Origin of the sequence: Halosegnis sp., assembly GCF_042216475.1 — an archaeon.
GTDB lineage: Archaea > Halobacteriota > Halobacteria > Halobacteriales > Haloarculaceae > Halosegnis.
On record NZ_JBDGTV010000018.1, the window covers coordinates 17,280 to 31,004 of the forward strand.

General features: G+C 65.2%; 8 protein-coding genes. 5 read left to right on the forward strand and 3 right to left on the reverse strand.

The genetic code is table 11. The features are described 5' to 3' along the window. Positions 1–67: 67 nt before the first annotated feature. Positions 68–2,314, reverse strand: coding sequence for a hypothetical protein (locus ABEJ63_RS11250; protein WP_375796469.1), 2,247 nt, complete (start codon positions 2,312–2,314; stop codon positions 68–70). Between the two features lie 170 nt (positions 2,315–2,484). On the opposite strand from ABEJ63_RS11250, the gene ABEJ63_RS11255 reads away from it, so the two are divergent. Genes ABEJ63_RS11255 through ABEJ63_RS11270 form a run of 4 tightly spaced genes read left to right on the forward strand, consistent with a single transcriptional unit; the run spans position 2,485 to position 9,476 of the window. Further along, the gene (locus ABEJ63_RS11255; RefSeq protein WP_375796470.1) at positions 2,485–6,108 is read left to right on the forward strand and encodes a transglutaminaseTgpA domain-containing protein; all 3,624 of its coding nucleotides are present in this window, start codon (positions 2,485–2,487) and stop codon (positions 6,106–6,108) included. After that, positions 6,101–6,697 carry a hypothetical protein gene (locus ABEJ63_RS11260; protein ID WP_375796471.1) on the forward strand — a complete coding sequence of 199 codons (597 nt, stop codon included), beginning with the start codon at positions 6,101–6,103 and terminating at the stop codon, positions 6,695–6,697. The genes ABEJ63_RS11255 and ABEJ63_RS11260 overlap by 8 nt, the downstream gene beginning before the upstream one ends. Further along, positions 6,694–7,959, forward strand: coding sequence for a DUF58 domain-containing protein (locus ABEJ63_RS11265; protein WP_375796472.1), 1,266 nt, complete (start codon positions 6,694–6,696; stop codon positions 7,957–7,959). The genes ABEJ63_RS11260 and ABEJ63_RS11265 overlap by 4 nt, the downstream gene beginning before the upstream one ends. Then, on the forward strand, positions 7,956–9,476 hold the full coding sequence (locus tag ABEJ63_RS11270) for a hypothetical protein (RefSeq protein WP_375796473.1): 1,521 nt from the start codon (positions 7,956–7,958) through the stop codon (positions 9,474–9,476). The genes ABEJ63_RS11265 and ABEJ63_RS11270 overlap by 4 nt, the downstream gene beginning before the upstream one ends. Before the next feature lie 81 nt (positions 9,477–9,557). On the opposite strand, the gene ABEJ63_RS11275 is transcribed toward ABEJ63_RS11270, so the two are convergent. Further along, positions 9,558–10,532 (reverse strand): AAA family ATPase, encoded by a 975-nt coding sequence (locus tag ABEJ63_RS11275; RefSeq protein ID WP_375796474.1) that lies wholly within the window; start codon positions 10,530–10,532, stop codon positions 9,558–9,560. 135 nt (positions 10,533–10,667) lie between these two features. On the opposite strand from ABEJ63_RS11275, the gene ABEJ63_RS11280 reads away from it, so the two are divergent. Continuing rightward, a complete protein-coding gene (locus ABEJ63_RS11280) occupies positions 10,668–12,575 on the forward strand; it encodes a hypothetical protein (RefSeq protein WP_375796475.1) in 1,908 nt (635 codons plus the stop codon). Positions 12,576–12,737: 162 nt separating this feature from the next. Here the strand turns inward: ABEJ63_RS11280 and ABEJ63_RS11285 are convergent, their stop codons facing one another. Then, positions 12,738–13,151: a hypothetical protein gene (locus ABEJ63_RS11285; RefSeq protein ID WP_375796476.1), complete on the reverse strand. Its 414-nt coding sequence runs from the start codon at positions 13,149–13,151 to the stop codon at positions 12,738–12,740. Positions 13,152–13,725 lie beyond the last annotated feature (574 nt).

Below are 13,725 nucleotides of genomic sequence, written 5' to 3' on the forward strand. Positions count from 1 at the left end.
AGTGCGTCCTCCATACCATCACCCGGATTCCAGCAATTCGGGACAGCCTGCACGCAGCCGGGCGTGGCTATCCGCCGCCAGACAACTGTGACAGAAGCTTCGCAATCCAAAACTGGAGTTGCCCTGTCCCACTGTCTGGGTCTGTTCCGGTGGCGACCTCACTGGCGTCTGTGTGGCCGTCCCCGTCAGTGTCACGAACTGTCGGATTCGACCCGGCCGTCACCTCGGCCTGATCATTGAGGCCATCGCCGTCAGTGTCAGCCACCGTCGGGTCGGCGCCAGCCTCAACCTCCTGTCCGTCGTTGAGTCCGTCACCGTCCGTGTCGGCCGTCGTCGGATTCAATTCGTCGGCCACTTCGTCTGCGTCGGACAGCCCGTCACCGTCAGTGTCGGTGGCTGTCGGGTCCGTCTCCCGATCGGCTTCGTCACCGTCGGCGAGCCCATCGCCATCGGTGTCGCTGTTGTTCGGGTCTGCGCCGAGGTCGACCTCGCGACCGTCAGCCAGACCGTCACTATCCGTGTCGCGCACCGTCGGGTCCGTCACGAGTTCGAGTTCGCGCTGATCGGAGAGTCCGTCGTCGTCGGTATCAGTGGCAGTCGGGTCGGTTCCGACACCTGCCTCGTCACCGTCACTGACGCCGTCACCGTCCGTATCCGCAGTCAACGGATCGGCGCCCAGGTTGACTTCGCGACCGTCGGCGAGACCGTCGTCGTCCGTGTCGGCGACAATCGGGTCGGTGTCACCCATCGTCTCACGTCGATCGTCGAGGCCATCCTCGTCCGTGTCGGCGACGGTTGGATCGGTCGGACCGTCGACCTCCTCGGCGTCACTGAGTCCATCCCGGTCTGTGTCTACCGCTGTCGGACTCGTCCCCAGGTCTAACTCCCGACCGTCGGCGAGGCCGTCGTCGTCCGTGTCGGCGACGAGGGGGTCGCTGCCGAACGCAGCCTCTTGCGCGTCACTCACGCCATCACCGTCACTGTCGACCGTGGTGAGCGGTTCGTACGCCGACGGCTCGTCGGGGACATCGGGCGCGGTGATACCGTACACGTAGTTATCGAAGAACAACTGGTAGGAGGTGCCGGTCACCGCCTCTGCAGCTGTCTGGACGTCGTCGTTCGTGATTGGGCTCTCGGCAGTTGCGAGCCGATTCAACACGGCCCGGAGCGATTTCTGACCGTCGGTATCCGCGCGAATCCGCTGGTCGAGCGCCGCCGTAACCCGCTGTCCCTTGGTGTAGCCGCCGTTGCGCGGGTCCGACACGTCTGCAAGGACGACCGTCGCATCGGCGTCGGTGGCCGTCGCGTCGTGGAACCGCTCGAACGACCAGCGGCCCTCGTAGTACGCGAACAGGTCCGCGTAGTAGTCGGCGCTGCCTTCGACGAACCACGTCGGCTCGCCGTAGAACTGCTGTTGGGTGTGGATGTACTCGTGGGCCCAGGTCGTCGCGCCGTCGCCGCGCCCACTGCCGGCGACGAAGAACGCGTTACCTGACGCAGTGCCTGCTGCCTCGGTCTCGATTCCACTGGGGAGTGCAATCCCGTACACGGTCGACGGGCCGTTGTCGGTCCGGAGCCGGGTCCGCGCGTTGGCCAGTCGCGTCAGTACTTGGTCGGCATCAACACCGCTGGTCGCATTCGGAATGACGACCTTGATCGATTGACCATTGACCGTCCGTTCGCGCACCTTGTATGGGCCAAGGTACGCGAGAGAGTCGCCTCCGATTCCCTCTCCAGTGAACTGGAAGTCACGCTCGAACACGGGCGCTCGCGTCCCGCCCTCGTAGACCCAGTGGACGCCCACCGGGAGATCGCTGGCGAGAGCCCACGAGCCGGTATCGATGTTAATTGCGCCGAACGGAAGCGGCGACGCGCCATCGTTGACCGAGCGACTGAGCGTAATCGATGGATTGGTGGTCTCCTGGTCCCACTCGTATTCGCCGTCACGTAGCTCGAACCCGTTCGTCGAAACGACGGTCGCATTGACGTCCTCGAAGTTCTGGACGTAGAATTCGAGAAGATTGTCGGGAAGTGAGTACGACAACGTGAGTCTGTACTCGCCGGGCTTGTCCGGGGTCAGTGCGGCTGTCTGCGTCGCCTGAATAGTTGGTGCGGCCGTCGCGTTCGCTGCCGTCGCCGTCTGTGCCGTCCTGGTGCCCCCAATAGCCGTGGGCTGTGATGCCACCGTCGGTGACACGCTCGACTGCGCTGTCGGCGCGCTGGCTACCACAGGCGTGCTCGCGAGGGAAAGAAGCAACAGGAGACTCACGACTAGGCTACACACACAGCGGACGCCGCCGCTCCACTCTCGCATACTCGCTCCACGGAATATTTCATGATATAGCTGATGGAATAGGAACCGTTGCGCCCCGCTGCCGTGGTGTATAGCGACGGAGGCGGTAACAGATAGCAGCAGACACTTGGCAAGTCCGATGGCCTTGCCACAATCCGAGCGTGTATGTAGGTTCGATAGGACGTCCTGCTGTGCGACGAGGTGTCACATCCGTCCTTCTCGCGCTCCTCTGCGTCACGGGACTCACCGTCGCAGCGCCGCTGTTGGGCCAGGAGGGGCTGCAAGGTCCGAGTATCGGCGGGACCGCCGCGGAGGTGCCTGCCGCGCAGGGCACTGCGAGTGGCGGGGGTGCTGGCACCGGTAGCGGCGCGGGGAGTGGCGCCGGGAGTGCGGCCAGCAGCGCTACCGCCGAGAGCGTTAATCTTGCGTGGTCGAATATCAGTGCGACATCCTACCAAGGGAACGAATCGGCGCCGAAATTAGCCAGCGGCAGGAGTGAATCCGGCTCGGGTACTGGAACCGGGACCAGAGTTGGCACGGCGAGTGCTGGCACAGGTGCTGGCACAGCGGCCGGTGGCGAGGCCGGGACAGCTGCCGGTCGAACGCCGACCGGTAGCGGGACGGACAGTGGCCAAGGCACATCTACTGCCAGTGGAACCGCGAGTGGGGAGCAGACGGCGACAGCCCAAGAGAGCGACTCGTCGAGTACGCCCGCGGGCACGGTCGGGCCGGTGGCTCAGCCGTACTGGCGGACAGCGGCCTACAGTGAATACAACGGGACCGGCTGGGCACGGCCCGCGGCGACGAGCGCGTACACCGGCCCCCGGGATGCGTCGGCTCCCGACACGACGCGACAACAGTACCGGGTCGAACTGCGCCAGTCGAGCCGCCAGATTCCCGCCCCCTGGCAGCCGGTCGCCGTCGACGGCATCCCGGCTGACAGCCTCGAGATTCGTTCGACGGGTGGTATCGTCGCAACAGAGCCGCTTGCGGCCGGTGAGGAACTGACGATTACGACCGCGCGTGTCGACTGGACCGTCAGCGAACTCAACGCATCGGGGCGGGCGTACCCGGCCGATCTCCAGCGGCGATACACACAGCTTCCCGCGGATACGCCGCCACAACTCGCTGCGACGACCGACCAGATCACCGCCAATGCGACGACACCGCTGCAGACGGCCGTCGCGATCGAGTACTGGCTGCAGACGAACAAGGTATACTCGCTGCAGGTCAACCGCCCGGACAGCCACATCGCGACGAACTTCGTCACCGAGATGGACCGCGGCTACTGCCAGTACTTCGCCTCGACCATGGTGGCGATGCTGCGGACGCAGGATATCCCCGCTCGCTATGTCGTCGGATATGCACCCTCGGAGACGGCAGCAAACGGGACCGCAATCGTTCGTAGTGCCTACGCACACGCCTGGGTCGAGGTGTACTTCCCAGATGTCGGGTGGGTCACGTTCGACCCGACGCCGCCGGACCGTCAGACCGAACGTGACACGGCCGGTGGGTCGGCACTGACCGACACGCGCGACACGCGTGTCCGGACGGCTGGTGCGCTCGCCAGCGCTGTGGCTACAGACGACTGGGAGCGTATCGATGCGACCATCGAAACGAGCGGCGAGGTCGTCCCCGGGAACACCATCACCGTGACTGCGACACGGAATGGTCGTCCGCTGGAGAATCATCAGGTGCGATTCAATGGCGACGCAATCGGCACGACCGACGCGAACGGACAGGTGCGCGGAACCGTTCCGTACGCGTCGCAACTCAATATCACCGTCTACGCCCCCGTCTCGCCATCGACACCGACGCCAACGCCGACACCAACACCAACGCCGACATCGACCACGACAGCGACGGGGACTCCGTCGTCAGGCCAAACGCCGTCGGATTCGGGCAGCTCCGGGTCAGAGTCGGCTGTTGGCGCGGCCGAAGAGTCATCATCGAACGCGATTAGCGGGTCGTTGCAACCGGGGGCGCCGACCGTCGTCTACCATATCACGCCGGTCGAGACCGAGCAATCGGCTCGCCGGAGCGCGCCAGCCACAGCGACCCGGGCATTCATGGTTCAGCCCCGAACGCGGACCGTCACCGCCTCGATACCAAGCCAGGGACCGACCGCGGCCGGCACGTTGGCGGCCGGCGACGACGGGACTGTCATCACCGTCCCGACGGATATCGACCTGCTCACGGACGGCCCGACCGTCGCCGGACAGGCCGGGACTGTCCGCGCAGTCATCAACGGCGTGCCAGTGCCGAACGCGACCCTCACCGTTGGCGAGCAGACGTACACGACCAACGAGACGGGCTATGCCGAGGTCACCTACCCGTACGCAGGGAATGTCACACTGAACGCCACCCGCGGCGAGGCCAGCGGCGAACGCACACTCGAATTGACGACCGCGGCCGCACTCGATGTCGAGGCCGGCGAGACGCCAGGCACGTCCGTCTCGGTGACGGCGACCGTCGCATCGTTCCCACTCGAGGGCGCGGCTGTCCTCGTCAACGGCGAGCAGGCCACTACCACGTCGGCGGACGGGACTGCCACAATCACACTTCCGTACACAGAGACGGTCAACATCACCGTCGTCCGGGGGCCGGTCCGCGCCGGGACGACGCGGAGTCTGGCGACAACCGCGTCCGTTACCCTCGATTCGACGCCGATTCCCAGTCAGTCGGTCGTCGCGACCGCGACAGTGAACGGCGACCCCATCCCGAATGCCCGCGTCTACCGGAACGGCATGCCTGTCGGCCGAACGGACGACGCTGGCGCGCTGAATCTGACGGTCCCGTTCAACGAATCGCTCAACGTGACGGTCACGCGCGGGGCCGTCCGAGGCAAGACCGAGACGGCCGTTCCAACCGATGTGTCGCTGGCGACCGATACCGAGCTGCCTGTGCCTCTCCCCGGGAGTTCGGCGACCGTCACGGCGACCATCGAGTCGACGCCCATCTCGGGGCTGCCGGTCACCGGCGGTGGTACGACCGTCGAGACGACCGAGAACGGGACGGCACAGCTCACGATTCCGGTCTTCCCGCCGCAGGCGTCGCTCACGGTCGAGGCCGCACGCGGGGCCGTCACCGGGACGACCCAGATCGAGCGGGTGTGGCTCGGGTGGCTGCTCATCCTCGGCATCGTAGTCGTACCAATCCTGCTCGCGGAGGCGCGCTTCGACCTCAGCCGTCGGCTCCGGGGCGCGGCCGGTGATACCCGTGGCGCGCTTGCCCGGCTCAGGGAGACACTCGAGCGCGTGGCACGGCGCACGCGGGCGCTTGCCCGCTCGCTCACCCACACCTTGGTCGAACTGTTCGACCGCGCCAGCAGGGCGCTGACGGACGCCATCACCCAACTCCAGGAGTCGCGCGCGGCGTTCGCCCGCCGGCTGCTTGCAGCCCTCCGCACGCTCCCGGCCGACATTGTGGCGTGGCTCCGGCGGCTCCGTCGTGAATTGTCCGACGCGGAGTCGACGCCGCGTGATCTCGACCGCACTGGAGCGGCCATCGCTGGCCAGCCGCTGGCCGACCTCTCGACCGACGAACGGGCCGCCATCGAGACGATTCTCGAGGCGTGGAACACACTGCTGGCACGCGCGTCGGTTCGCCATCCGCGACGCATCCGGACGGTCATCAGCCGGGCCGTCGAGGCCGGTTATCCGGACGAGGCAGCGCGGACCATCGCCCGCGCCTACCAAGAGGTCCAGTTCGGCCACCGGAATCCGGCAGACCGGGTCGAGGCCGTACAGCAGGCCAAACAGCGGCTCGTCCAGGCCAGTGAATCGACACCATCGGAGGAGACCGACGATGCGTAAGCGGCGCTGGCTCTGGCTGGGCAGTGGTGTCGCGTTGCTCGCTGCAGGGATCGTCATCCAACGTCGCCCGACGCTCGTTCCCGTCGGCGTCCAGGAGCCTCTGACGAGGCTCATCACGGCGCCCGACCAACTGTTCCTCATCATCGGGGCGACAGCGCTGTTCTTCAGCGTGACCACGGCGACGATCGGCCGACGGTCTCGACAGACCGACACGCTCGATACGATCTCGTATCCCGACAACGATCCACCGTCGGACAACATCATCGGAACCGACATCGAAGCACAGCTGGAGACGGCCGTCGAGCACGGCGTCACGCCGAGTACGGCCGACGACCTCCGGGCAGACCTGCGAGCGCTGGCTGTGTGGCACGTCACGCGCCGTGACGGCTGCTCGGAGACCGAGGCTGAGACGGCACTCGAGGCAGGGACGTGGACGGACAGCCAGACGGTAGCGGCGTTCTTCAGCGACGAGGTCGACCAGCCGCTGTGGCTCCGCATCCTCGACTGGTTCAGCTACGAGCCACGGTTCGTCCGACAGTATCGGCGTGTGGCCGACGAACTCGTCACCAATCCGGAGGCAGAGCCATGAAACGCCACCGAACAGACCGCTGGGAGGTGTTCGCCATCGCCGGACTCGTCCTCGCTGGAGCCGGCATCGCACTGCAGGAGCCGGTGCTACTGCTGGCGACGACCGTCCCCATCGGTCTACTCCTCTACGGGCGTGTGGTGATTGCCACCCCCTCGGCCGTCACCATCTCGCGCGACCTCTCGCCGGCGTCGCCACAGCCCGGCGAGCACGTCACCGTCACGGTCACCGTCACCAACGACTCCGACTCGCTGATTCGGGACCTCCGTATCGTCGATGCACTCCCGGAGGATCTGGGTGTCGTCGACGGTGACCCACGCGCAGGGCTCGTGATTCCGGCCGGTGAAGCCCGGTCGTTCAGCTACGACGTGGCGGCGCGCCGGGGCACACACCACTTCGGGACGCCGACGGTCGTGTGTTACTCGTTCAGCGGGAGCTATGTCGCAGAGCTCGAGCCGGAGGTGGAGACGACGCTCACGTGTGCAATTCCGGCCGAAGAGGTGCCGCTGACCGACCAGACCGCGCGGGACGTGGGCCGGGTGACGTCGCAGGCCGGCGCTGGCGGCATCGAGTTCCACTCGACACGTGAATACCAGCCGACCGACTCGATCACCCAGATCGACTGGCGTCGCTTCGCCCAGTCCGGCGAGTTGACCACCGTCGAGTTCCGCGAGGACCGGTCGGTCACGATGGTCGTCGTCGTGGACCAGCGGCGGTCGGAGGAACAACGGACGGCACCTGGCGAACCGACGCTCACGGAGTTGTCCATGTACGCGGGCGAGCGGGCATTCAACGCCCTCCTGCAGACCGGGAATCGGGTCGGTGTCGGGTTCCTCGGCGGCGACCTGCGCGCGCTCGACGTCGGCGCGGGGAGCGACCACAAGGCGCGCGGTGACATGGTCTTCGACGGCGAGACAGCCGTGGCCGCCGATGGTGGCGCCCAGTCGCTCGATACCCCGCCGGTCGCCCGCTACGAGCAGTTCATCGCGTGGCTCCCCGGGAACGCACAGGTGCTGCTCGTCTCGTCGCTGCTCGACGACGGGCCGATGGAGCTGGCGCGGGCGCTTCGGGCCCACCGCCACGACGTGAGCATCCTCTCGCCGACCGTTATGACGCACCAGAGTATCGGTCAGCAACTCGCGCGACGGGAGCGGGCCCTTCGTATCGACACGCTCCGGAGTCACGGCACCGTCATCGAGTGGGACCCGGCCGAGCCGCTGGCGGTGACGCTCGACCGCATCCTCGACGAGGTGGCCCACCAATGAGCCACGCGGATCAGTCCCGAAACCTCCCGTCGGTGCTGAGTGCCGTGATGATGCTGCTCGGCGCCGGCATCGCGACCGTGGTGACTGTGGGTGGGACCGGGCTTGGCCAGGTCGCGGCGGCTGGTATCGTCGGCAGCCTGTTGATTGCAGTGGGGGGCTACGCGCTGTACACGCGGCACGTGCTCGGGCTCGTCTTCGGGACGACGGCCGTCATCGGGGCGGCGCTTGCGTTCCTCGCGATCGGGCTGCCGCTCGTCCAGGGCCGTGGGCCGCTCACGATTGTCGCCGGCTGTGCGCTCGTCGGGGCCTGGTACGCCGTGGGCCTGCTCGCGAGCGGCAGTGCGTCCCTGCCGGCACTGCGCCGTGTGCGTCGCGCACTCGTGCGGTCAGTGGTCGTCCTCTGGGTGGTCGCCGGCGGTATCGCATTAGTCGAAGTTGGGGGTATCCGTGCGGCCAGTCAGGCCGCACTCCAGGTGAGCGGCGAGGCGTTCCGGGGACTGACCACGATACCGGTTGCAGCACCGCCGGTCGTGCTGCTGTTCGTCCTGGCGGCGCTCCTGGCGGGGAATAGCCTCCTCCGGGCGATGATTGCCCTCGAGCTGACGCCCGGTGACCTCGTGCCGTCCCGTGCGATTCGCCGGAGTATCACGGCCGTCTTCTTCCTGTTGATTGTGACCACCGTCTTGACCCTGCCGGCAGTGAAGCCCGGCGGGCCGTCGTCGGCCGTCGCCGGGGCAGTCGGTGTCTATCTGCAGGTGGTCGTCCCCGTGTTCAGTTCGCCCCTCGTGCTCGCGGGGGCCATCGGGCTCGCGGTCGCTGCGTGTCTCGTCCGCCTCGGGCTCGCCGTCCTGGGCTGGATTCGCGCGGCGCGACTCGCAACGGTCGGACGGTCGACGATGCGGTTGCTGCCCGCCGTCGGCGTTGTCGTTGCAATCCTAGTCGCGACGCCTCGAGGCCTCTTGCTCTCCCGACTGCAGACCGTGCCGGCGGTGTTCAGCGCCGTGACGACTGTCGGACTAAAGGCGCTCCTGCTCGGGGCTATCGGCGGCGCGCTCGCGCCGTTACTGGCCGCACTGGTCACGGTCCGTGTTTTGCGGGGTCTCCAACTCATCCCCGACACGCGTGCCTTTGCCGGCATCGCAAGCGCAGGGTTCGTGACGGCCGTCATCGTCGCTGCGACGTCGCTCTCGCAGACGGCACTCGTCGCTGTGGGCATCGGCGGTGCGCTCCTCATCTGGGACAGCGCCGAGTTCGGCGTGCAGCTGGCGCGGGATCTCGACACGCGGCTGGCCGTCACGCCCAACGAGTTCGTTCATCACGGGATGAGTCTCGCCGTGGTGGGTGTCGCTGCCGCGCTCGTCATCGTCGTGACGAACCTGACGCGCCCGGTCGCGACACTCCTCCAGACGGCGGCGGCCGCCGAGTCTACGCTCGGTCAGTCGCCGCTCATCCTCATCCTGCTGCTGGGTGGCGTCATCCTCCTGTTGCTCGGCTTCAACGCCGCCCGGCCGACGTAACGACGCTCTGCGCGTCGCTGCGCTCCTCGCACACTCGTCGCGGCAGGCCTCGCGTTGCGTCGGGATGGACTCGACTCGTGGTCAGCCATCCTCGTCGGGGTCCTGTTCGGACAGCTTCGGGACCTCTACCTGTGTGATGACGTCGCTGATGATGTCGCGCTTCGACGTGTCGGCAACCCGCGCCTCGGGCGTCAACACGAGCCGATGGGCGAGTGCCGCATCCGCGATGTCCTGAATGTCGGCCGGAATGGCGTAATCACGCCCCTGCAGGACGGCCCGTGCCCGTGCAAGTTCGAACAGCCGCTGAGTGCCGCGTGGGGAGACGCCTGCTTCAACGCGGCTGTCGTCGCGGGTCGCCCGCGAGATGTCGGTCATGTAGTAGCGCAACTCCTGGTCGACGGTGACCTGCTCGGGAATCGTCTGTAGGTCACCCACCTCTGCTGGCGACAGCACCGCCTCCGCGCTGGGCGTCCCCGCCTCGCGGTCGGCCCGGCGGTCGAGAATCCTCGTCTCGCCCTCGCGGTCCGGATAGCCGATGGACTCTTTGATCCAGAAGCGGTCGAGCTGTGCCTCGGGCAACTCGAAGGTCCCCTGCTGTTCGACGGGATTCTGCGTCGCGAGGACGATGAACGGCTCCGGCAGCGGGTGCGTCTCGCCGTCGATCGTCACCTGTCCTTCCTCCATCGACTCGAGGAGTGCCGCCTGCGTCTTCGGCGGGGCACGGTTGATCTCGTCGGCGAGCACGATATTCGCGAACAGGGGGCCCTCGCGGAACTCGAAGTCACCCGACTGTTCGTTATAGACGTTCGAGCCGGTGACGTCCGCCGGCAGCATATCCGGGGTGAACTGAATCCGTGCAAACGAGAGGCCGAGCGACTCGGCGAGCGTGCCGGCGGTCAGCGTCTTGCCGGTCCCGGGCACGTCCTCGAGGAGGACGTGGCCGTCTGCAATCACGGCTGTCAGGATGTGCTCGAGGAACGGCCGGTCGACGACAACCGCGGCACTCACCTCCGACAGCACGCGCGTGCAGTTCTCTTCCGCCGCCGCGAAATCCATACTCCAATCTGTCGACCAGCCATTATAGCAGTATCGCCGGAGGACTCCCATACGTTGCAGAATGACAACCGGTGTCCCGGTTGCAGTGAACCCCTGGCGATATTTATTAGTGATAACAGACTGTATACGGGAGGAATGGGGGGTGATGGCAATCGTGACCACGCGACATTTATATCCGATTCTCGTGGTGTCTCGACAGTTATCGGTGCGCTGTTCGTCTTCAGCTTCATCGTTATCGGGCTGACAGTCAATCAGGCAACGGTCGTTCCACAGGAGAATCGGGAGGTCGAATTCAACCATTACGTCGACGAGGTACAGACTGATATGGTGGGGTTGCGAAGCCAAATAACTTCGATCGCTGGTTTCAACGGGTCACGGTCGACGACCGTCGACCGGGGTGTGCAGTACCCAGCGCGCGTGATTGCAATCAATCCGCCGCCAGCCACCGGCCACCTCCAGCAACGGCTTGAGACACAGCCAGTCGTCATCAGTGAGTCAGGGACGGGGACGAACCTCGCGAGTGAGGTGTGTGGTGGCAGTTCAACCTACGGCATTCAGTACAATCCAGATTACGCGAATCTCGATGCGCAGCCAATCCACTACGAGAATGGGCAAGTCTACGCCCGGGATGGGGACACTGGTAATGTCGCGCTGTTGGGTGGTTCGGCCAAGACGATTATCGACACGGATCGCAAGCAGATCGATATTTATCGGCTGGTCGGTACACTCCCGACGAGTGCTAGTATCACGCCCGTCACGGTGCAGTTGGAAGGGAGTACCATTATCGGCGAAGTGAGCGGCAAGCAGGTCAACGAGATTCGGCTGCCAACGGAGCTTCCTGAATCAGTGTGGCAAGACGAGCTGGTCAACGGGTCATACGCGGGCGATATCTCAGCTTCTGGGACGACTGTAACCATCAGCAGCATTCCCAGCGACTACGAGATTCGCTGTTTCACCATCGGTGTTGGTGGTGCTAGTCCGCCCGGCGTTGATGCCTACGGTAACGACTTCGTCACAGACGATGGCGGCCGCGGTGGTGACACCACGAACAGCGGCGCCGGGACTGGAGGCATCTCGAACTACGAGAACGGCGATAATCCGGTTACGTTCTCGACGGAGAACGGCCTGTGGAAGGGCATCACCTGTACAGATCAGATGCGTCTCTCCGACGGCAAGCCTGCGAGCAAGCCAAATGGCAACAACCTGCAGGGAGAGGTCATCCGTATCGCCGGGACGCTCACCGATAATAAAAGCGAGAGCTACACAGTCGACGTGAAGTTGGCACGTGCGACAGACGGGTCGTGGAACAAGAAGCAGGTCAAAATCTACGACGGCAACGGTAACAGCGATAGTGCGACGTTGACGGCCAGTGCTGCCACCGCTATTTACGATGGTAGCGAAATTGATATTTTCGAGTCGAGCAACTACAACGACCCCAGCACCGGGACGGACTCGTTCACCAACTTCGTCGATCGCATCCAGCAACTGGAAGAAGACGCCCCGGTCACCTGGCAGACGAGTCGGATGACAGGCCGTGTGACTGTCGCCTTCGAGTGTGACTCGCCACCGCCAGCGCCGGCCACCGGCGTCGAAACCGTCGACGGATCGGCACCAGACGTTGAAACGTCGACGCTGTCGTTCGATCTGCAGGTTGCCAATGGCGAGAGCAAGACGGTAACGGATATCAGTGTGAGTACGCCCGGCAACCAGAATTCGGCAGTGAATGGTATCGATAAGCTCAAGCGACCCAGCTCGCCCGAGGTCGAACTCGAGCCACGGTCGACGGATGGCGCCAATCAGACCGGGACGCGTGCGACCGGCACGATCAAACTCGACGGGTCACAGTACGCCCTCGACACAGACGCGACGTTCGAAAACGGGGTAGTGCTAGATGCCTCTCTCCGCGCGCTCGACAATGGCAATACCAAGATCAAATACGATCTCGCGGATTCGGCGTCGAATGCCGACATCACCGTCACGTTCTACTTCGCCGACGGGACGGCCCACGAGGTGTACCTCCGGGTCACGAACGTGAACTCCTAAGACGATGCCGTACTGTCGCTCGCTCGTGCGGTAGACATCTATTCTATCACTGAGTCGGCTGGGATACAGTAGCCCGATGGTCATGCCGGCCTCGATCAGCTGTTCGCTTGGTCGTTGCCCTCCGACTGCCACAGTCCACGGACAAGCCGCCGATGTGGACAGTCACTCCCCGGTAGTCTGTCGTGGTGTGTCATCGTCCGCTGTCCGGGTCCGTGTCGGCAAAACGACGGCAGTCTCGAGGCAACTGTCCGTGATGACGGGGCTGGCCGTTAGAAGGTCGGTCGCCTGCTCGCGCTGTGGCGCCGCAGCGACGATTCCAACGTTGTCGGCAAGCACGCCGATTCCTACACGGCCGGAGTCGAACTCGATGTTGTTCAGGATGTCAACGAGGATTTGACGCGGAGCGGCCGCATCCTGAAAGCGGAAGAGACGGACGGTTCGGTCGTCCAGTACTGCATCGTCGTCGTCACGATACGAGGCGGAGACGATTGCGGTCGCCTCGTGCTCGTTTCGAGCTGCCGTACTTGGCTCGTCGTCGATCGTTCGCCTGAGGCCAGCGGGTGCGGGTGGTACCATCTCCGTGAGCGGCCTGTCGTTCGGAATCTGTCACGGTCTCCCTCGAGGTCGGTGATGTCGCCGGTGTAGGCTCTGCCTACGTTGAGAGACACACCCGCCGAGGAGCACCCTCGGCGTAGCGACACTGGTGGTGAGCCACGTCCGCCGATCCATGCATGCGGTACTGCTGGGTGGTAATAAGTGCCTTCTCGTTCTGCTCCCGTGACACGTATCGGCGGCCTACTGCTGGTGTCGATTGTATCGGTCTCCAACTGTGATGGTGCGTCGCGAATCGGGGAGCAAGCGGGCGTGGAGACGAACGCTGTCCAGATACGCGCCCTCATCCACGGTGCGAGGTGTGTCGATTGTCTTAGCCGTGCTGTCCCGGTCGTCTGCCTGGCTAGCAGATTGTGTCACTGCTATACCGTGGGACGGCGCTATCGCTCTCCGTGTAGCGCGTCGAAAGAATGGCACCGCACCGCACTGCGAAGCCGGAAGATGCCCGGTCCGGCGACCGGTAGTTAGCCGTTAGCCGTCAGTCGTTAGTCGCGCCGGAGCGCGAGGAGCGCGGCGCCGGCGAGGGCGACGATGGCGA